Source organism: Archaeoglobus sulfaticallidus PM70-1 (assembly GCF_000385565.1).
In the GTDB taxonomy this organism is placed as follows: domain Archaea; phylum Halobacteriota; class Archaeoglobi; order Archaeoglobales; family Archaeoglobaceae; genus Archaeoglobus_A; species Archaeoglobus_A sulfaticallidus.
In genome coordinates this window covers 1,913,616-1,933,892 of the sequence record NC_021169.1, presented here as the reverse complement: position 1 = coordinate 1,933,892, position 20,277 = coordinate 1,913,616, and the positions used below count along the sequence as shown (strand labels likewise).

The following is a 20,277-nucleotide window of genomic DNA, read 5'->3' as shown; positions in this document are numbered from 1 at the left end:
GATGTTTCATATATTTATTAAAGATTTATTGATTTTTGATATGGTCTAAGTTTTATCAAAGAAGCTCGGTGTCTCTGGCTCGAGTATTTCCTTCACAGCTTTCAGGAACTCGCCATATATGTGTGCATCGACTGCAAAATGGTAGTATTTATGCCTTTGAAATCCAGTAAGCTCGGCAACATACTGCGTTAGCGTTGAGAAAGCGTAGGCATTGGCGTGCATGGCTCCATAGATGTCATTTGATCTCATGTAGAATATCCCTTTGAGGTGATCATGATCACCAACGAATTGATATCCTCTCAGGCATGGGGGCTCATCGCTTTTTAAATCCCAGATCCTCGAGATCCCGACATAGCAGTCCCTTCTGTACCTGTCCTGTTTCAGCTTCTCGATTACCGTGTAAAGCTGATCCACTATCAGATCATCTCTTTCGCAGTACCTGGCTCTCTCAGCATAGGTGTAGGTCTCACCCTCTTTCAGGATTCTCTCGTTAACCGGCCTGTCAATGAATTTAGCGCATATCATGTAGTCGTGGGCGTAGTCTATTGCGTACTTCTTCGTGAACGGAGCTTTATCGTGAATCTGATGCTCGTATGGGTTTTTAACCTCAATAAAGAGCCTCTGGACGAATTTGCTCTCCTTCTGACCCTCGAAGATCTCGCCCCATTCTGTCCTTTTCGTCATGCCGTTGTGGTATACCACCTCCATCGCAGAATGCCATGCTGTGGAGAGGTAATCCTCTTTCAGGTGGACTGCGAGAGGGTGAAAACCTGTGATTTCCTCATAATCAGAATCAAGATCGATGTGCTTCAGGTCTCTTAAATAAATGTGAGGGATGGAAGCGATGAACCCGGCACTGCCAACATCAAAACCTGCTTTTTCAGCCACATAGTCCAGAACAAAGGTTATGAAGTCAGCGTTATGCATGAAGAAGTTATACGCATCGAGGGATCTGATGTATGCAGTGGCATGCAGTTCCTTCACAGGAAGAAGTGAGATCTCCGTTATCGCTGGTGGGTTTCTGCAGTGATGATCTTTTGGCATCCATATCGGTATCGAGACCCTCCTTGTATACGGGCTACTTTTTATTTTCTCGGCACAAATATCCAGAACTTTCTCCACCCTGCTTAAATAGCTCTCTCCACAGAAAGTCCAGCCGGAGAAGTCATGTTCAATATCAAAGAAGTAATCGGGCTTTTCAACAACAACTAAGCTGGGCTCACACCTCAGCGTATCGCCAAACCTCGAGAGGTATTTTTTACCCTCGCTTACTATTTTTTTCAAAAGCATCTCTTTTGCCTGCTCCCACGTTCTGGATACTATCATTACCTCCCTCATAGATTGCAACACGGAAATAGTTTTTCGTGAGGTAACAGAATGCGATGCATCGCATGCACAACAGCTTATATATGGCTAAAGCAATTGCATATCATGGACTGCTTGGAAATGATATACACGAGGAGGAGCATAAGGAAATACTCCGGAAGAAAGATTAAGGATGTGAAGATTGAGAAGATACTCAAAGCTGCCATGCTTGCTCCCTCTGCTGGAAATGAACAGCCCTGGCACTTTATTGTAGTCAGGGATAAGGAGAGGCTGAAAAAGCTCGCAGAAACTCATCCCTATGGGAAGATGCTTGCCAGTGCGGATGCGGCAATTGCTGTCTGTGCGGAACTCAGCTTATCCAAGTACAAACACGATATGTGGGTTCAGGACTGCTCTGCTGCAACCCAGAACATTCTGCTCTCTGCGAGAATGCTTGGGATCGGATCAGTATGGCTCGGGGTCTATCCTGTAGAGGACAGGATGAAATCGATAGCCGAGCTTCTTGAGGTTCCAGATGGAGTTGTGGTTTTCAGTCTGGTGTCTCTGGGTTATCCGGAATCAGATGATGACTTTTATGAGGCAGATAGGTACAGGGGGGATCGAGTACATTTGGAGAAGTGGTAAAATAGTGATCTTGGGATGTAACTGCAAAAGACGCACTTATTAGCATCTCTATTCACTTAATCTACTTACACCCAACGAGGTAGTGAAACAGCCAGAAACTGCCGGCAAAACGGCAGGTTATGATCTGGAAATAGTCAAAAACAAATAAAAATATAAATTATAGTTCAATCTCAAGCTCCTTCAACTTTTCTTCCGTTGGAACTCCATCAACCCATCCTCTAATCTCGTAGTACTCCTTCTTCATCTTATCGAGATCGACAACATGTCCCTTGGCAGCACCCTCTGGCAGAGCCTCTTTCAGGAGCCTTGGAGGCAGTGTATCATCTTTGGCATCGAACCCGAACTTGTTGATGATGACCCTCTCGAGGTTGTATATTCTCTCTCCAATCTTCATGAGTTCTTCAACGCTGAAGTCCCATCCGGTTACTGCAGAAAGCATTGGAGCGAAGTCCTCAGCTCCAATCGCGAATGTTGTGAACAGGCAGTTAACCGTTGAGTTAACCACACAGGTGAAGTCCTGGAATGCCTTGACCCACTGTGCCTTCCCCTCCTCTGTGAGGGGATCGATTTTTTCAGGCAATCCAGCAATCTCAGGAGCTACCGTGTATCCGGTAACATGGCATCCTCCTCTGTTCGCTGTGGCATAGGTCAGACCAATTCCCTTGATGCCCCTCGGATCATAGGCTGGCATCTCCAGTCCTTTGACGCTCATCGATAGCTCAGGATGACCGAACATCTCAGCAAGCCTCTTTGATCCAAGGGCGAGATACTTTCCGAATCCTGCTTTGAAGGCCGTCCTCCAGACCATCTCAACCAAAGCTGAAGAGTTTCCAAAGCTCAGATCAACTCCCTGCAAGTACTCCTCTGGAATCGATCCTTTTTCGTAAAGCTCCATTGCACATGCAATTGTTGAACCCATCGATATCGTGTCCAGCCCGTATTCATCGCAGAAGTGGTTGGCCTTGATGATCGCTTCTAGGTCAGTCACACCAGTAGCATTTCCCAGAGACCATATTGACTCGTACTCTGGACCCTCGCTGTAAAGGATCTGATACGGTCCGCTTTCAACCTTGGTGACCCTTCCGCATGTAATCGTGCATCCCCAGCATCCGTGGTTCTTTATCAGGTATTTCTCGGCAAGGGTCTCACCACTGATCTTATCCGCTTCCGGATTGTATCCGGTCTGCCAGTTCTTGAATGGTAGAGAGCCAGCGTTGTTTATCACATTAACAAGAATCGCTGTCCCATACTTGGTCAATCCCTCTCCTGTCAGTGGATTCTGCTTTATTTTATCGTTTGCTTTCTTGGACTCTTCCCTGAATTTCTCTGGATCCTCTGGCTTCGGTCTTGTGTTTCCAGCACATACTATTGCTTTGAGCTTCTTTGATCCCATAACCGCTCCGACCCCAGTTCTTCCAGCAGCCCTATGTTCATCGTTCATTATGTTCGCGAAAAGCACGAGATTCTCTCCAGCAGGCCCTATGCACGCGACACTGCATCTTCTTCCAACCCTGTCGCTCAGGATTCTGGTTGTGTCGAATACATTTCTACCCCACAGATCGGACGCGTCCTTAATCTCGGCAGAACCGTCCACGACCTCCAGATATACCGGCTTGTCAGATTTTCCTTCAACGACAATGATATCAAAGCCGGCAAACTTCATGTACGGGCCGAACTTACCGCCTGAGTTTGCACTGCCTATCGAACCTGTCAGCGGGGATCTTACAGTCATTACATGATATCTCCCAGGTTCTGGAAAACCTGCAATGCCCGTTGCAGGTCCGGTGGCAAAAATCAGATCGTTGAATTCGCCTAATGGATCGATGTCAGCAGGATAAATTCCCTCCTTTTCGAGGCTTTTAAGCTTCTGATAAATCATGTAAGTGGCATAACCCTTTCCACCAAGGTATTTCCTTGCGATTTCTTCACTAATTGGCTCTATTTTCGTTGTTCCAGAGGACAGATCAACTCTTAGAATTTTTCCCATGTAACCTCCCATATTTTCACCCAAAAGTAGATAGTTTAACTACTATAAATTGCTTTCCCATGATAAAATTAGGTTGATATGTGCTATTGTGCATATCGGTTATCAGAAGCTCAGACAGAGTCCTGGTAATAGGTTAACAACATCGAACATGGAAAAATCTACCGAAATATTAATTAAATCTGCAATTCTGGGCAAAATCTTCGGTATTGGCAAAATCAGGAGCGAACCCTTCTCGAGAAGTTCTTTATAGTATTTGTTGACCAGGTACCTCACCACCTCAGCATTTGAGTTGAGTCCGAGTTCCTCTTTAACCTTTATGAACTTTTCTTCAAACTTATTATCAGTCTTAATTCTTAGGTTCAATACATTCCCATTATTACCTCTTCTATTAGCCATACCCATAATGTGTTTTAATTCATAATACTTTAAGTAATTTTCGTTTTTTTGAGATATATTAATGTCTTTCATGTTTTTTCGTGATTTTGTATCTCGTTAACGACCTTTAAAACTTGATTTGTAACAATTTGTAACAAATTAGATTTTATTAATTTTGTTTTGTTTATTTTTGACACATATCACAAGTTTTATATACAATTTGACACAAAACGGCTCATATGGTTACAGAACTTAAAAGTGCCAAAAAGAGTAGGCAGACAGTTCTGGCAGCCATTTCAGCGATAATACTGATTGCAGGAATTTTAGCATGGTTTTTCCTTCAGGGGGGTGCGATGGGGGTCTCGTTGTGGTCTGAGTGGGTTATCTTCCTTTTCCTGTTCACATTCGTCATAGGTATACTCGGTCCAATGTCTGGTGTTGGTGGTGGAGTTATATTCGTAGGACTTGGCATGGCTATACTGCCGTTTCATGTTGACTTCATTAGAGGAGCTGGGCTTGTTGCTGCCCTGACTACAGCCCTAAGTTCAGCACCACACTTCACAAAGAAAGGATTGGCCAACTTTAAGGTTGCAGCACCGTTGGTAGTGGTTTCAACAATTTTCTCAATAATGGGCAGTGTATTTGGGCTGTGGATATCAAATGCATTCCCGCAAGGCTCAAGTTATGTAAAAGTTAGCTTAGGTGTTGTTCTATTCATAATGCTCGCAGCTTTGGCCACATCGAAGAATGTCGAGTATCCAGAGACTAAAAAGCAGGACAGACTCTCGAAAATGCTTAACATATATGGCGAATGGTATGAGCCAACACTCAACAGGGTTGTGGAGTACAGGGTAGGAAACCTGCCAATAGGTTTACTGTTTTTCGCTGGAGTTGGATTCGTTGCAGGAATGTTTGGACTCGGTGCTGGATGGGCAAATGTTCCAGTCCTGAACCTGATCATGGGAGTTCCACTCAAGGCAGCGGTGGCTACGAGTATGGTAATCCTAGCAATAAACGATTCAGCATCGCTGTGGGTGTATCTGTCGAAAGGTGCAGTACTGCCATTGATCGTTGTACCTACAGTACTTGGAATAGGTATTGGATCGAGAATAGGCTCGAGAATCGCAGTCAGAACTAAGCCGAAGGTCATCAAGTACTTGGTCATCGGCCTAATTGGACTGTCTGCTATTGTGAACATAATTCAGGGACTGTCTTCGATGGGTGTTTTTAAGTGGTGAGGAGGTGAAAGCTTGGAATACGGAATTAAAAAAATTGTGAATAATATAAAAAATTTATTTCCAAGTTTAGATGAACTGGCAGATACGATGGATCCACTGTACGCTGGAGAGGCTCTGGCCCCGTCTATGGAATCAGGTGTATCTGTCAAGCAGGAGGCCAGAAAAGAGGTCGATGTGCCGAAATATGTGATTTATTGTGGGTTGAGTGCTCTATTTCATAAAAAGTTGAGATAGTTTGGGATATTTGAAGTAATCGAGGTGATGTTTATGGGAAGTAAGATAAAAGAGATCGTACCGAGTGTTGATGAACTGGCAGACACAATGGAACCTATTCACCCGAAAGAGGCTTTAGCACCGATGAAAGAGACAGTACCGGAAAAGATAACGATTGATCCGGTTAACGGGGTCTTTGGAGATGTCATGAGAATTCTGTGCAATGTTGGACTTGCAGTAATCATAATCGCATCGGTATTCTACTTCGTTGGCATAAGCCCCAAGGACAACCCAAGCAATGAGGCAGCGAGATGGAATGAGCCAGCCGTAGCATTCTGGAAAGATGTCAAGGGAACGGAAATCAACGGTTATTCATGGTTCCTGTCTGATCTGATGGATCCGGAGAACATCGTTATTCTGGGAATAACGATATTAGCTCTGACACCTCTGGTAGGATTCCTGTTCGCAATACCGAAGGCTCACGGTGCACTGAGGGTTCTGCTGGTCATTATAACGATAGAGTTCGTGTATGCGATACTCAGGCCTTTAATCATGAATGTGGGAGGTGTCCATTAAATTGATAGCTAAGGAAAGAAGGGCTAGAAACATATCAAGACTCTCTATAGCCCTGGATGCTGAGACAGAGAAGATGGTAGAGCTTCTTGCCAGAGAAGAGGACAGGAATGCATCGGAGACTATAAGGGAAGCTATCAAGGCATACTATGAGATAAAGAAGGCAATAAGGTACCTCGACATAAAAAAGCTCAAGCAGATCGGAGAGATGCTGGAGAGCGAAGAGCATGTATTGGTTGACATTGAGATGTGGATAAAGATTCTTGACGAGCTAAACAAAAGAGCTTCTGATGAGTTTTTTGAGTACATCAGAGAGATAGGTTACAACAAGGGCATTCAGAACAAAAAGATGGGGATAAACGACATCCAAGAGATTCTGAAGTTTCTGGAGCTTGGAAACTGGTTCAAGGTAAAGGCTAACGGTAGGGTATTTACCATAATTTTATCCACTCAAAGCGAGCAGAACATACTAAAAATCTTTCTCGAAGGGATGTTTGAGGCTCAGAATATCCCGGTGGAAATAATTTCTGGATCGAGAAAGCTGACAATTGTTAGGAAGTAATTTAAACCATCTTAAACACCCATCTTTCAAATTTTCTGGTTAGTTGGTGGAATCTCAGAACACAAGATATTGATTTTATCTTCCCGTTGCTTGCAAGACTCCTTCCGCGAGGGAGGGGATACGCAAGGGGAAGTGGGTGGGAATATATCCTTTCCACTTTCACACCACTCTCAACATATATTTGCTCAAACGCAGACGTATGTACGTGCAGGAAAACCGATGCATAGTCGTTCAGCCCAAACTGACTAAGGAGCAGGAGATAGTCATCGGCAACCTCTGTTACAACGCTGGCAAAGTATGGAACATCGTCAACTACCACCTCATAAACGGAAACCTCAAGTTCAACGTTTACGACATCTACAACAAACTCAAAGACAACTTCTTCGTCAGAAACATTCACTCAAGGTCAGCCCAAATCCTCATGGGTCAGCTCGTTGAGGGCTGGATGACGTATTTTGACTACCTGAAGAATCCTGAGAATTACAGTTCTCCCGTAAGAAGGCCAGGATTCATGGATAAGAAGAGACCACATCATACCATTATCTACGATAAAACAGGTTTCAAGGTGCTCGGGAGTAAGATCAGGTTATCCATACCAAAACAGTTGAAGGCGTATCTCAGAGGAGAGTACGGTTTTGACAAGAAGTACTTGTGGATTGATACTGGTATCGACTTAACTCAGTATGATGTAAGAAACATCCAGATCACACCTCTCAAGTACTCTGGCAGGATATTCTACCAGATGGGGATCATATATTCAGTGGAGCAAGAGCAAACCCAACAACCAGAAAAAGAGAGGTTGATGAGCATCGACTTCAACACCTCCAACTTTGCAGTCATCGTTATCGAGGACCACCCCACATCATACATCATCGATGGCAGAGGTCTAATGTCCCTTCTAAGAAAATACCTCAAGAAAATCTCCAGATTGCAGTCTAGAAGAGACAACCTGAAAGAGGGCTTACCACACCACAAACTCAACGAAAGAATTGCCAAGCTCTGGAAGCGGGTGAGAAATTTGCTGAGAGATTTCTCTCACCGTGTATCAAACCTGATTGTGGAGCTTGCCAGGAGACAGGTGACAAGGATCGTTATAGGAAACGTCCACACATCCAAGAACAAGGAAAGCAAGTTGCCCGACCTCGTAAACCAGATGTTCTCCCTGCTTCCTCACGGAAAAGTGGTGAAGCACCTTCAATACAAATTCGGGAATGTCATAGAGATAAGTGAAGAATACACATCCGGTGTGGACTCCGTTAAGCACGAACATCCTTCTAAGGAGCACTATGAACCTCGAAAAAGGGTAAAGAGGGGTCTGTTCAAATCCGTGATCGGCATCATCAACGCAGATGTCAACTCCGCAAGAAACATCCTGAAAAAGTACCTGTACGAGATTGGCCAGACGAATCATGTTTTGAGGGATACGGCGTCTGGCCTCAAACAAATAATCAGGTTAAGAGTCTTCCACAGGCTGAGAGGTAGCTCCGAATCTGCCGTGCTGGGACAGATAGGAGTAGTAAGGGGTTGTGTCCCCCTTGGGATGGTAAGGAACCTGACGGTTCAAACCCATCCCGAAGCCCCTTGCGCGAGCGAGGGGTGATTCACAACACGCTCTAATTGGTTATTCACTCAGATCTCATGCTTGGATTTAAGAACAAAAAACAGAAGACGATATATTTGAATCCATAATCTTTAACTATCAGTAACTGCTTCAGCAATGTTGTGTATGGTATATAAAATAGGTAAAATTTCTATATGTCCGGTAATACCAGATAGGGAGATGATACAAAAATGGAGGCAAGTAGTGAGATATTTGAATCAATTCAGGGTGAGGGAATTTTTGTTGGTGTAAGACAGCTTTTTATCCGTTTCTCTGGATGTAATTTACAAGTGATACACTGGACAGTGATGTTGTTTTGATCACAGGAGAAATACAGTGATGAACTTAAAAAGGGAGGTTTAGATGTTGTCAGGGTCAGAGTTTCTGAAAATGAGGATAAGTGGGTTGAAATAAAAGTATAGTTTTTGATTTTGTTATCAGAGTAACCTTCTTGAATCATAGATGATCAAATACGAAAGCAATTTGGAGGAATGCAGATGGGTATTTCAATCAAGATTAAATCGAGGTTTGGGGGAATGCGATGTTCAGAAAAGGGTTGATCGCCAGCATACCAATAGTTATTGGATATGTCCCGGTAGCGATGACATTCGGAATAATTGCATTAGCTCTCGGTTTCAGCAAGGTGGAGACTTTGCTGACATCTGCTTTGGTATTTGCCGGAGCGAGCCAATTCGCGTTAATCTCGCTGATGCCCTACTCCTTTGTGAATGCAGTTTTCATACCGATATTCCTGAATTTGAGACACATAGTGTATGGATACATAGTCTCTCAGAACTTTGAAATTAAGAAACCATGTATAACCGCGTTTGGGTTAACTGACGAGGTGTTTGCACGATCGCTTACGGCTCCTAGAGATGAAAGATTCCTCTGGGGCCTGGAGTTGGGTTCATATTCGGCATGGGTCCTTGGTACTGCTATTGGGATCGTTGGAGGGGCATTCCTTATTTCGAACAAAACCTTAACACCATCACTCGTTTTCTCCCTTACAGCACTGTTCCTCGTTCTTTTGATTCCAAACCTCAAGAAATATAGACTCTCAGCAATAATGGGTGGACTAATAGCGCTCATATTCCACTACTTCGGGTATTCTTCAATCGGCATTCTGCTGGCAGGAGTTGTGAGTCCGCTAATTGCTATGAGGTTGAGAAGATGAAGCTTCTAGCAATAGTGCTTGTGGCGGCAGGAACATATCTCACCAGATTCCTCCCAATGAAGTTCGGGAAAATAAGGTCTGAGAGGTTTGAAGAGTTTCTGGCATATTCATCAACAGCTTTAATCTCTGCACTGTTCGTAACGAGCTTTATATCATTCCCAATAGTTTTCAGGGATTTGGGTGTAGGCTTAGTTGCTATACTGTTCGTTTTTGTGACATACAGGAGATGGGAGAATCTGGGAATTTCAGTTTTGGCAGGAGTGCTAACCCATCTCTTGCTGTCCCTCTCGGTACAAGCAATACAGGGATTTTAGAAATCAAAAGTTTTTTAAGAGCCATACCTTTTTTTAATCCATGAATAGCGATATTAAGCCTGTGCAGATCGTAACTCCTCCGTTGGCTGCGAATGTATATCTTATTCTCTCAGAAGTTCCAGCGCTCATAGATACTGGGGGAGATGCAGCATACTTGGTGGATGAGGTCAGGAGGTACATAAATCCGAAGGATATTGCCTACATCTTCCTGACTCACTCTCATTTCGACCACGCCTCTGCGGTAAGCGACTGGAAGGGCTGGTTTGAAGATACAAGGGTAGTCATCCACGAAAGTGAGATGGCGCTGGTTAGATCCCAGGTCTCATTTTTCGGTGTGAAATTCAGGCCATTCGAGCCGGATATTGTTGTCAGGGGTGGAGAAAGATTTGATTTGGGAGATATCGAGCTGGAGATAATTCACACACCCGGGCACTCTCCTGGGAGTATCTGTCTGTACGAGAAAGAGAAAAAATGGCTTTTCAGCGGAGATACAGTTTTCGCCCATGGCAGTTTTGGAAGGGTGGATCTTCCGGGGGGGAGTGCATACGAACTTATAGAATCAATAAAAAAGCTGTCGAATTTAGATGTGAGAAACCTGTATCCGGGACATGAGGATGTCGTTATCGGTGAAGGAAATGAGCACATCCAACGATCACTTCGTTTTGCAAAGATGTTTTTGTAATCAAATAGTAATCAAATAAAGAAAAAAATTAATTTTAACCTATTCTTTTGATGAATGTTCTTGCTTGATATCGGTACAACTTCGATAAAATGTGCGGTAATGGATCTGGAAGCTATTCTCCTCTGGTCATCAAAATCCACGAAGGCAAAAATCGATTATCTAGGTGACAGGGCTGAGCAGGATCCCAGCAGTTTGTGGGGGACTGTTATTGAACTTGGAAAGAGTGTCGTTGAAGAGTCAAAGGCTGAGGTATCTGCTATCTGTTTAGCGCACACATGGCTCTGTTTGATGTATGGTGCCAGATAATAGCTGATGTCATCAACAAACCGGTTAGGAGGATGAAAAGTCCAGATCAGGTCGGGTTGAGGGGGCTGGCAGCAATGGCGTTGGTCTCTCTTGGTAAATCCAAAAATTTTGATGATGCCATCTCTAAATCCGAGGTCGATCAGGTACTCAAGCCTGAGAACGCTGGGAGATACATGAGGTCATACGCGAGGCCATTCAAAGAATATGTTAATGCATATAAAAAGCTGAAGAAGGTTTACATGGCTTTGAATTGGTGATTGGAGCGATTAGAGTAATTAAGAGCAATCACAAACGCATAGGATTGTTGCCCACCCTGTGGAATCCCCATCATCTCCCATCAGGGGACGCATGGCTGGTGGGCAGGACAATCTTATCCCGGAACTTTAAAAACCTTTCTGAGAGATCTCTTCCATGCTAAGGTAGCAATCCGGATCTTCTCCCCATAGATCTCCATATCTCAAAGCCCTCAGTCTGAATCCACCGCAGACATCTTTAAAATTACACATCCCGCATTTTCCTCTCAAATATTTCTCTTTATTCCTGAGCTTTATCAGCAATTCATTGGGATTCAGCCAGATCTCGCTGAATTTCCTCTCCTTGACATTCCCACAGCTGTAATCCCACCAGAATTGGTTCGGATGGACGTATCCATACATGTCGATGTTGGCTATTCTTTCACCACTGCCATCTCCACCCCTGTATCTCAGGAACTCCAGAATTTTTTCTGCATAGTCAGGGTTCTCGTCCCTCATTTTCAGGTAGGCGAAAACACCATCTACAGGGTTATCCACTGTAAGTATTTCGGTTTTGAAACCTTCATCTACAAGCTCAACAGATTTTCTCATGAGATATTCTATTATCTTCCTTCTCTCCTCTTTGCTTATATCATCTTTAAAATCAGCCCTGCCAGAGGGTACGAGATGATATAAACAGAACCTGGGAATGTCGTTTTCCGCAAGCAAGTTTATTATCGGATCTATGTCGTTCTGGTTGTATCTTGTGACTGTAAACCTTATCCCTGTCATTATCCCTGCATCTCTCGCATTGATCAGTCCCTGCAATGCCCTCTCGAAGCTCCCCTCCACACCTCTGAACCTGTCGTTTACATCCTTCAAACCATCGAGGCTGACCCCGACATAGATAAAACAGGATTTCAGCATGTCTGCGATCTCTTCAGTTATGAGTGTGCCGTTTGTTGAGAGGGAGCAGTTGATTCCCTTGTCATTTGCATACTCCGCAAGTTCGAAAATATCTTTCCTAATCAATGGCTCTCCACCGCTGAAAAGCAGGACAGGAATTTTCATCTCAGCCAGATCATCGATAACAGCTTTTATCTCTTCTGTTGTAAGCTCCTTGCTGGAATGGCTGCTAGCATCGGCATAGCAGTGAACACATCTGAGGTTGCACTTCCTCGTTAAATTCAGAACAACTACTGGAGAGATTTTCTTCCTTAAATTCTTCAGCCTTTCCGGTATGAAGCTTTTATCACCGCAGTAGGTAATTCTTTCAGAAACCGTAGCCTTTCCGGTGAGCATCTTTGTTAGGCTGATCATGGTTTCACATCACTCAAATGTTCTCAGCGTTTCATATACAGTGTTCCTCTGAACTGGGATTCTGCCACACATCCTTATGAGGGTCAGGATTTCCTCGACATCCATGAACTCTCCTGATGTTGATCCAGCAGATTTCGATATATTCTCCTCGATGAGAGTGCCACCAACATCGTTGGCTCCGGTAAATAAAGCAGCCTGAACGAGCTTCTTCCCGAGTTTGACCCATGATGCCTGTATGTTCTGAATCTCAGGATGGAGGATTATCCTTGATATGGCTATCACAAGCAGATCATCGAATCCTGAGGAGCCTTTGGAAACTGCTCCAAGAGGATTGTTCTTGGACATGAACGGCAGAGGTATGAACTCCGTAATCCCTCCCGTTTCCTGCTGAATCTTCTTTATTATGAGAAGATGCCTGATTCTATCATCCCAGCTGTCTATATGTCCATACATCATCGTTGCTGTGGTTGGAATCCCGTTTCTGTGGGCTGCTTTGATTATCTCTATCCACTCTTTCGTTTTCAGCTTTTCCGGGCAAATCTCATTTCTGATCCCATCGTCGAGTATCTCCGCTGCAGTTCCTGGCATCGAATCCAGACCGGCTTTTTTCAACTCTCTGAGGACATCTTCATAATGCATGTTGCTGTTCCTGGATGCATGCAGAACTTCCATCGGAGAGAACGCATGGATGTGAATCTTCTCCGAAACATCTCTAACCGCCTGAAGTATTCCTATATAGAAATCAATGTCTGCGCCCTCCAGCAACCCACCCTGGATGCAAACCTCGGTGCAACCGTATTCCACAGCCTCCTCAACCTTTCTTTTTATATCTTCTCTGCTCAGCAAAAACCTCTTTCTGTTTCTGAAAGAGCAGAATTTACAGCGGTTTACGCAAAGATCTGTAAAGTTTATGTTTCTGTTGACTACGAATGAGACATTATCTCCGTTAACTTCTTTTCTTATCTCATCTGCAATTTTAAAAGTCTCGAATGGATCGGACAGCAGGGAAAGATACTGTGCGAGCATTCAACTCCCCCTATAACCATCTTTTCTGTAGCCCTCATCATCTGACATTCTGGATATGAGTTCCGAAACCTCTTCCCCACCCCACTCCATCTTTATATACCTCGGATATATCGGTAACCTCTCTCTTAGGACATACGCTCCATTTAAACATCTTTCGATTTCTTCGATCGATGGCCAAGGCTCTTCCGGGTTTATATAATCTATTGTTGTATCTGAAATCCCACCAAGATCTCCTGCTCCAGCTTTTATGAATGGGAGTATATCTCTCACAAGATTTGGAGGGATCTGGATTGTTATATCATCGGGCAAAATCTCCCGCGCCTCCTTGACAATTTTCAGCATCCTGTCTGCAGATGGGCTTTCCATTCTCTCCATTGGAGTGCCTTTTTTGGGCTTGAAGTTCTGGATTATGCACTCCTGAATGTGTTCATAGTTTTTATGCAATTCAGCAATAACCTCCAGAGAGTAAAGGTCATCGTAAAAGCTTTCTCCAATTCCAACGAGTATTCCTGTTGTAAATGGAATCTTAAGCTTTCCTGCATCCTTTATCGTTTTTATTCTTACCTCGGGCTTTTTACCCGGACTTTCAGAATGGCAATCGAGTTCAACAGCCTGTTCGAGCATGAGGCCCATTGACGCGTTGTATGGTTTTAGCCTCTTTAACTCTGAATAGCTGAGTATACCAGCATTCGTGTGAGGAAGTTTGGATTTCGATATTGCGAGTCTATTCATCTCCACAACATAGTCAACAAAATCACTAAAGCCCATAGACTTTAGCCTCTCCCGGACCCCCTTAACTTCATCCGCCTTTTCACCAAAAGTAAAAAGTGCTTCACTGGCATTTTTGGCTTTGTTCAGCAATTCCTTAACCTCCGAAATCCCCATCAGTTCCGGATTATCACTCCTGAAGCCACAGTAATGACATCTGTTTCTGCAGGCTGTGGTGAGGGGGATGAAAACATTCCATGAGAATGTGACGATCATATCACTCAACAACATCCTTTGCTTTAGTTAAGGTTTTTGTTTTATTGCTCTCTTACATTACATTATTAAATATTCGATTTCAATTCCCGACTCAACTTTTTTGAGCTGATTGCTTCTAACCGAATTTGGTTTCATGTCATCTCCGCATAAAGAGTCTGTAAAAGCTTTATAAATAGCGTTAAGTATGCTCACATATTATGCCTAAATCCTATATTACCAACTCCTCTCCTGTCAGCTCACAATAAGCCTTGAGCATTCCAATGTTTCCTGTTATCATCGTGTCTCCAGCTGGGTTTGCTGTTCTGTACTTGCATAGATGGGAATTCGGGCCTGTGCAAACTCTATCCTTAACATCGACCACCTCATCCACATACGCTCCATGTCCACCCTCGTTGAAAACATCTTCATTGCTTATCTCTCCCCTAACAAATCTCTCAATGAATCTGTTGATACCCTCTAAGCCTTTTTGCTTCATAGCAAATGTGTGATGCTCGAAGAGTGAGTATATCGTACCATCTTCATCCACAACTGCCCCAATCGTGTGCGAGTTACCGAAGTTAACTATCAAAGCAGGAAATTCTTTGCAGTCAACCATAGCTCCAATCACAGCGGAGAATACCGTATCGATAATGAATACCTCGAACTCCCTTCCTACTGACCTGCCATAATCCTCAATCGATTCAACAACGCTCCTCATCCTGTTGAAGTATTCAGGGACATCCCTGTAAAAGAAAGAGTAAATACTACCTTTTCTGGCTGTTCTCTCAAACACCATAAACCTGAATTTCCTGTTGCTCATGTCTGGCGAGAATCCGTGATCCTGAACGGAAAAGAAGATTTTATCCGGAATGCTGACACTCAGGTTTTTGAAAAAAGCCTCGAATTCTGGCATGAATGCATCTCTCATTTCTATTCTCTCAGCATCCTCCATCTCTGACTCAACGATCTCGACACCCATCTCTCTTACCTTCTGTAAGTCATCATTGAATGTCAATGCAGGCTTTGGGAAGGCAAATATTCTAAGTCCCCTCTCAATATGTTTCCTGGCATAACGGGTGCATGGTCCACCCCCCATCGTGTAGCCGGTAAGCATGATGTTCTTTCCGGATTCCGTGCATACCCTTATTCTTTCTGCAACAACCTTTGTTGGAGAAGGAAGGATCATCTTCAGACAGTTTCTTATGTTTTTGCTACTGTCATATAAAAGAACATCTTGAGTCCCGGTGCCGACATCAACCGTCAGAGCTTCCATATTGTTATGCTATATATCCGATTTAAACATTTTGCGATAGGTATTTCGAAAAATTCGAAATGATAAAAGTAATTAATTAAACAGTACTTGTTTTTGTTGGCATTTTATCCATTCATGTGGCTATTAAAATGAATTAGCTATAGTTTAAAACCCCAAATAGCTTTTATTTTAGAGGTGCAGGTGTTATTGGGCTAATATATGATTAATCGTGTAGATATTATTCGAAAAACTTATATAGTTTAGATAATTTAGATTTTGTTGGAAAGGGGGGGTTTGATTAGATGGCGTTATTGAGAACACCACCACCTCATGGTGGCAACTTAGTTGATAGAGTCGTTAGGAATCCGGATCGTGCTAAAAAGATGGCTGATGGCTGCGTTACCTACGATATAAAACCAACCATGCTCGATGGCGTGCCGATAAGGAATGTTTACAGAGAGATAATGTCGATCTGCTATGGATTCTTCAGCCCTGTTGAGGGTTCAATGGTCAGAAACGAGGTAGAGAGAGTTCTTGAAGAGAGAAGGTTGCTGAACGAATGGGTATTTCCATACCCGCTCGTGTTCGATATAAGTGAAGAGGACTACAAGAATCTCGGTGTTGGTGAGGGAGATAGGCTTTTGCTCAGATTGAAAGGCCAGCCCTTTGCAGTTCTTGACATCGATGAGATTTACAAGATCGATCCAGTTGATATAGCAACCAGAACTTTTGGAACTCCCGAAAGGAATCCCGAGGTTGTTAAGGTTCCATTCGACAAAAAGCATCCAGGCTACATGATCTACAGGTCCATGAACCCTGTGGTTCTCGCTGGAAAGTACACGATAGTAAACGAGCCAAAGTTCAGAGATCCATACAACAAGTTCTGGTTCCCACCAGCTAAATGCAGAGAGGAATTCAAGAAGAAGGGCTGGAGAACAGCTATAGCCCACCAGACGAGAAATGTTCCGCATGTTGGTCACGAGGCTCTGATGAAGAACGCTGCATACACTGGAGATGTCGAGCCGTGCAGGGGTATCCTCGTAAACGCCATTATCGGTGCCAAGAGAAGAGGAGACTACCCAGATGAGGCGATTCTTGAGGGTCACGCTGCCGTTAACAGGTTTGGTTACATCAAACCCGAGAGGCATATGGTCACATTCACGCTCTGGGACATGAGATACGGTAACCCGATCGAGTCACTGCTGCACGGTATAATCAGGCAGAACATGGGATGCACGCATCACATGTTTGGTAGAGACCACGCAGCAGTTGGTGAGTACTACGACATGTATGCAACCCAGATCCTATGGACGAAGGGTATTCCAAGCTTTGGATTTGAAGCTCCACCAAATGAAGTTGATTATGGATTGAAAATCATCCCGCAAAACATGGCAGAGTTCTGGTACTGCCCCAAGTGTGGAGAGATGGCGTACAGTGAGACCTGTGGACATGTCGATCAGAAGCAGAAACTCAGTGGAAGCTTCATAAGAGGAATGGTCGCAGAGGGTATCTTCCCACCGAACATAATCATGAGGCCTGAGGTTTACAAGGCAATTGTCAAATGGTGGAAGGTCTATGGATATCCATTCGTGAATCCGAAGTATCTCGCAGAGAAGGACAAGACGCTTGAAGTGGATGTACCTCCAATGGAGGTTAGCAAGGGGTGATGAAAATGGTACACTATATAGGCATTCTGCTCGATGACCAGAGGCTTGAGGCGATCAAAGGCACGGGACTCGAGAATAAACTTGCATATCTCTTTGGTGGCCAGGTTAAGCAGCTGATCATAGAGGTTCCAGAGGAGGTTTCTCAGAAAATCCTTGCAGAGTTTCCAAATGCAAGAATAGATTCGAGAAGTTTCCTTGAAGATCTTCCTGTGGCATTCAGGAGAGCCCTGTTCCAGGAAGTTGTTAACAAGAAGAGTCTCGGTGCTGATGTTGTAGAGGCAGTATTCGAGAAAATCGATGAGATCAAGGAACTCGCAGCCAAAGAGTCCGAGTACATACCACCACCGGACATTGACACATCAGATATTTAATAAATTTTTTAGAATTTTATATAACTAATTTATGACGCTCCTAAAATCGGGAAAGTTGGAGTTCGGAATTTGGAGTTGGAGGTGAAAAAATGCCAAGTTATGTAAACCCGGAAAAGTGTGATGGATGTAAGGCATTGGATAAGACAGCTTGCCAGTACATCTGCCCAAACGACCTTATGGTATTGGATAAGGAGAAGGAGAAAGCATACAACAGAGAGCCAGAGATGTGCTGGGAGTGCTACAACTGTGTGAAGATCTGCCCACAGGGTGCTATTGAGGTAAGATGTTATGCAGACTTTGCTCCACTGGGTGCGAGAGTTACACCCCTAAGGGGTAGTGATTCAATCATGTGGACAGTCCAGTTCAGAAACGGCACAGTAAAGAGGTTCAAATTCCCAATCAGGACAACCCCAGAGGGTTCAATCAAAGCCCACGATGGATTCCCAGAGGCAAAGCCAGAGGATCTCGACAGCGAGTTGCTGTTCTCAGAGCCGGATACACTTGAAGTAGAGTTCCCAGTATTTAAGAAGTAAATTTATTTGGAGGTGTAATCATGCCATACGAGGCTGAAATAAAGGAAGTTGAAGCAGATGTTTTGATTCTTGGCGGTGGAATGTCTGGATGTGGTGCCGCAGTTGAAGCATGCTACTGGGCAAAACCACTCGGCATGAAAGTTGTCCTTGTAGATAAGGCTGCTATCGATAGAAGCGGTGCAGTTGCAATGGGTCTCTCAGCCATCAACACCTACCTCGGAATGAGTGGTAGGGCAAGCTACGGGCAGTGGACGCCCGAGGACTTTGTGAAGTATGTCAGAACTGACCTGATGGGTATTGTTAGAGAGGATCTCGTTTACGATGTTGCAAGACATGTTGACTCAAGTGTCCACCTCTTCGAGAAGTGGGGGCTCCCAATCTGGAAGGATAAGGACGGCAAGTATGTAAGAGAGGGCCCATGGCAGGTAATGATAAACGGTGAGAGCTATAAGGTAATCGTTGCTGAGGCGGCAAAGAGCGTTCTCGACCCAGAGAACATCTATGAGAGAGTTATGATCACACACCTGCTCACAGATGATAACGATCCGAACAGAGTTTGCGGTGCAGTTGGTTTCAGCGTTAGAGAGGACAAGTTCTATGTGTTCAAGGCAAAGGCAGTCATCTGTGCGATGGGTGGAGCAGTCCACGTTTTCAGACCGAGATCAACCGGTGAGGGTCTCGGTAGAGCTTGGTATCCACCTTGGAACGCTGGATCTACCTATGCATTAATGGCACAGGTTGGTGCTGAGCTGACTTGCATGGATGTCAGATTCGTTCCAGCAAGATACAAGGATGGTTATGGTCCAGTCGGTGCTTGGTTCCTGCTCTTTAAGTGCAAGGCGACAAACGCATTTGGCGAGGAGTACATGGTCACAAGAAAGGCTGAAGTTGAGAAGTTCCAGCCATACGGCTCAATGAAGCCAATGCCAACCTGCCTGAGAAACCATGCAATGCTCCTCGACATGAGAGAGGGCAAAGGACCGATCTACATGAGGACACCAGAGGCTATCCAGGCACTTGCTGAGGAGATCCCGGACGAGAAGGAGAGGAAGAAGAAATTCAAGGAACTCGAGGCTGAGGCTTGGGAGGACTTCCTCGACATGACAATCACCCAGGCTCTGCTCTGGGCATCAATGAACATCGACCCAGCAGTTGAGCCATCTGAGATCATGCCATCCGAGCCATACTTCATAGGCTCACATGCTGGTGCAAGCGGTGCTTGGGTCTGCGGTCCATCCGATGCAATGCCGGATGAGTACAAGGATGCGTTCCCGGCACTGTACAACAGAATGACCACAGTCATGGGTCTCTTCACCTGCGGTGATGGTGCTGGAGCAAGCGGTCACAAGTTCTCAAGCGGTTCATTCACAGAGGGAAGAATCGCCGGAAAGGCAGCAGTCAAATTCGCAAGAGACCACAAGGACTACACACCAGCAGTTAGTGAAGAGAGAATCAAGAAACTCAAGGAAATCGTTTACAGACCACTGAACCTCTACGAGCAGTACAAGGATGCCACAACAAGACCAGAGATCAATCCGAACTACATCAGACCAAAGATGTTCATGTTCAGACTGCAGAAGATCATGGATGAGTATGTTGGTGGTATCTCAACCTACTATACCACCAGCGAGAAGATGATCGAGCAGGGCCTCAAGCTCCTGCAGTTCCTGAAGGAGGATAGTGAGAAGCTTGCTGCTGAGGACCTCCACGAGTTGCAGAGAGTCTGGGAGAACATCCACAGAATGTGGGTTGCTGAGGCGCATGCAAGAACAATCCTTGCAAGGAAGGAGACAAGATATCCAGGATACTACTACAGAGCAGACTATCCAGAGCTCGACGACGCCAACTGGAGAAAGTTCGTTAATGTCAGATACAACCCACAGACTGACGAGTGGGAAGTCATCGAGAGACCATACATCCAGATTGTACCAGAATAAG

At 44.5% G+C, this 20,277-nt stretch carries 22 protein-coding genes and 1 pseudogene; 16 read left to right on the top strand and 7 right to left on the bottom strand.

Annotated features, from left to right (window positions below):
* Positions 1-45: 45 nt before the first annotated feature.
* Entirely contained in the window at positions 46-1,338 is a 1,293-nt protein-coding gene (locus ASULF_RS10395) for a thymidylate synthase (RefSeq protein ID WP_015591684.1), read from the bottom strand.
* 93 nt (positions 1,339-1,431) lie between these two features.
* Between ASULF_RS10395 and ASULF_RS10390 the strand changes: the two genes are divergently transcribed.
* Positions 1,432-1,950 carry a nitroreductase family protein gene (locus tag ASULF_RS10390; RefSeq protein ID WP_015591683.1) on the top strand — a complete coding sequence of 173 codons (519 nt, stop codon included), beginning with the start codon at positions 1,432-1,434 and terminating at the stop codon, positions 1,948-1,950.
* A 157-nt stretch (positions 1,951-2,107) separates the two neighbouring features.
* Here ASULF_RS10390 and ASULF_RS10385 read toward each other — a convergent pair whose 3' ends face one another.
* Both ASULF_RS10385 and ASULF_RS10380 read right to left on the bottom strand, forming a co-directional pair.
* Positions 2,108-3,949: an aldehyde ferredoxin oxidoreductase family protein gene (locus tag ASULF_RS10385; RefSeq protein WP_015591682.1), complete on the bottom strand. Its 1,842-nt coding sequence runs from the start codon at positions 3,947-3,949 to the stop codon at positions 2,108-2,110.
* A gap of 90 nt (positions 3,950-4,039) precedes the next feature.
* Positions 4,040-4,405: a hypothetical protein gene (locus ASULF_RS10380; protein WP_144060546.1), complete on the bottom strand. Its 366-nt coding sequence runs from the start codon at positions 4,403-4,405 to the stop codon at positions 4,040-4,042.
* Positions 4,406-4,551: 146 nt separating this feature from the next.
* Here ASULF_RS10380 and ASULF_RS10375 point away from each other — a divergent pair, with 146 nt between their 5' ends.
* The 11 genes and pseudogenes from ASULF_RS10375 (at position 4,552) to ASULF_RS10330 (ending at position 11,231) form a co-directional block, all read left to right on the top strand.
* Entirely contained in the window at positions 4,552-5,550 is a 999-nt protein-coding gene (locus ASULF_RS10375) for a sulfite exporter TauE/SafE family protein (protein WP_015591680.1), read from the top strand.
* A gap of 87 nt (positions 5,551-5,637) precedes the next feature.
* Entirely contained in the window at positions 5,638-5,784 is a 147-nt protein-coding gene (locus ASULF_RS12080; protein WP_169336408.1) for a hypothetical protein, read from the top strand.
* Between the two features lie 33 nt (positions 5,785-5,817).
* The gene (locus ASULF_RS10365) at positions 5,818-6,339 is read left to right on the top strand and encodes a hypothetical protein (protein WP_015591678.1); all 522 of its coding nucleotides are present in this window, start codon (positions 5,818-5,820) and stop codon (positions 6,337-6,339) included.
* Between the two features lies 1 nt (position 6,340).
* Positions 6,341-6,898, top strand: a complete 558-nt coding sequence (locus ASULF_RS10360; RefSeq protein ID WP_015591677.1) for a ribbon-helix-helix protein, CopG family — start codon at positions 6,341-6,343, stop codon at positions 6,896-6,898.
* A gap of 199 nt (positions 6,899-7,097) precedes the next feature.
* Positions 7,098-8,498 carry an RNA-guided endonuclease InsQ/TnpB family protein gene (locus tag ASULF_RS10355; RefSeq protein WP_015591676.1) on the top strand — a complete coding sequence of 467 codons (1,401 nt, stop codon included), beginning with the start codon at positions 7,098-7,100 and terminating at the stop codon, positions 8,496-8,498.
* Positions 8,499-8,689: 191 nt separating this feature from the next.
* Positions 8,690-8,785 (top strand): annotated as a pseudogene (locus tag ASULF_RS12465) (7-carboxy-7-deazaguanine synthase QueE); the annotation flags it as partial.
* Between the two features lie 254 nt (positions 8,786-9,039).
* A complete protein-coding gene (locus ASULF_RS10350; RefSeq protein WP_015591675.1) occupies positions 9,040-9,672 on the top strand; it encodes an AzlC family ABC transporter permease in 633 nt (210 codons plus the stop codon).
* On the top strand, positions 9,669-9,986 hold the full coding sequence (locus tag ASULF_RS10345) for an AzlD domain-containing protein (RefSeq protein ID WP_015591674.1): 318 nt from the start codon (positions 9,669-9,671) through the stop codon (positions 9,984-9,986). The genes ASULF_RS10350 and ASULF_RS10345 overlap by 4 nt, the downstream gene beginning before the upstream one ends.
* A 40-nt stretch (positions 9,987-10,026) precedes the next feature.
* Entirely contained in the window at positions 10,027-10,668 is a 642-nt protein-coding gene (locus ASULF_RS10340) for an MBL fold metallo-hydrolase (protein WP_015591673.1), read from the top strand.
* 54 nt (positions 10,669-10,722) lie between these two features.
* On the top strand, positions 10,723-10,974 hold the full coding sequence (locus tag ASULF_RS10335) for a hypothetical protein (RefSeq protein WP_048098230.1): 252 nt from the start codon (positions 10,723-10,725) through the stop codon (positions 10,972-10,974).
* Positions 10,944-11,231: an FGGY-family carbohydrate kinase gene (locus ASULF_RS10330; protein WP_048098229.1), complete on the top strand. Its 288-nt coding sequence runs from the start codon at positions 10,944-10,946 to the stop codon at positions 11,229-11,231. The genes ASULF_RS10335 and ASULF_RS10330 overlap by 31 nt, the downstream gene beginning before the upstream one ends.
* Positions 11,232-11,357: 126 nt before the next feature.
* Here ASULF_RS10330 and ASULF_RS10325 read toward each other — a convergent pair whose 3' ends face one another.
* The 4 genes from ASULF_RS10325 to ASULF_RS10310 form a co-directional block, all read right to left on the bottom strand.
* Positions 11,358-12,527 carry a radical SAM protein gene (locus ASULF_RS10325; protein ID WP_015591672.1) on the bottom strand — a complete coding sequence of 390 codons (1,170 nt, stop codon included), beginning with the start codon at positions 12,525-12,527 and terminating at the stop codon, positions 11,358-11,360.
* Between the two features lie 9 nt (positions 12,528-12,536).
* The gene (cofH, locus tag ASULF_RS10320) at positions 12,537-13,553 is read right to left on the bottom strand and encodes a 5-amino-6-(D-ribitylamino)uracil--L-tyrosine 4-hydroxyphenyl transferase CofH (RefSeq protein WP_015591671.1); all 1,017 of its coding nucleotides are present in this window, start codon (positions 13,551-13,553) and stop codon (positions 12,537-12,539) included.
* Positions 13,554-14,537: a 7,8-didemethyl-8-hydroxy-5-deazariboflavin synthase subunit CofG gene (cofG, locus tag ASULF_RS10315; protein WP_144060545.1), complete on the bottom strand. Its 984-nt coding sequence runs from the start codon at positions 14,535-14,537 to the stop codon at positions 13,554-13,556.
* Between the two features lie 208 nt (positions 14,538-14,745).
* Positions 14,746-15,789, bottom strand: coding sequence for a DUF1786 domain-containing protein (locus tag ASULF_RS10310; RefSeq protein WP_015591669.1), 1,044 nt, complete (start codon positions 15,787-15,789; stop codon positions 14,746-14,748).
* Positions 15,790-16,070: 281 nt separating this feature from the next.
* Between ASULF_RS10310 and sat the strand changes: the two genes are divergently transcribed.
* From sat to aprA, 4 genes are all read left to right on the top strand, one after another.
* On the top strand, positions 16,071-17,435 hold the full coding sequence (gene sat, locus ASULF_RS10305) for a sulfate adenylyltransferase (protein WP_015591668.1): 1,365 nt from the start codon (positions 16,071-16,073) through the stop codon (positions 17,433-17,435).
* A 5-nt stretch (positions 17,436-17,440) separates the two neighbouring features.
* On the top strand, positions 17,441-17,806 hold the full coding sequence (locus tag ASULF_RS10300) for a DUF6955 family protein (RefSeq protein WP_015591667.1): 366 nt from the start codon (positions 17,441-17,443) through the stop codon (positions 17,804-17,806).
* A gap of 89 nt (positions 17,807-17,895) precedes the next feature.
* Positions 17,896-18,339, top strand: coding sequence for an adenylyl-sulfate reductase subunit beta (gene aprB / locus ASULF_RS10295; RefSeq protein ID WP_015591666.1), 444 nt, complete (start codon positions 17,896-17,898; stop codon positions 18,337-18,339).
* A gap of 20 nt (positions 18,340-18,359) precedes the next feature.
* Positions 18,360-20,276, top strand: a complete 1,917-nt coding sequence (gene aprA, locus ASULF_RS10290; protein ID WP_015591665.1) for an adenylyl-sulfate reductase subunit alpha — start codon at positions 18,360-18,362, stop codon at positions 20,274-20,276.
* Position 20,277 lies beyond the last annotated feature (1 nt).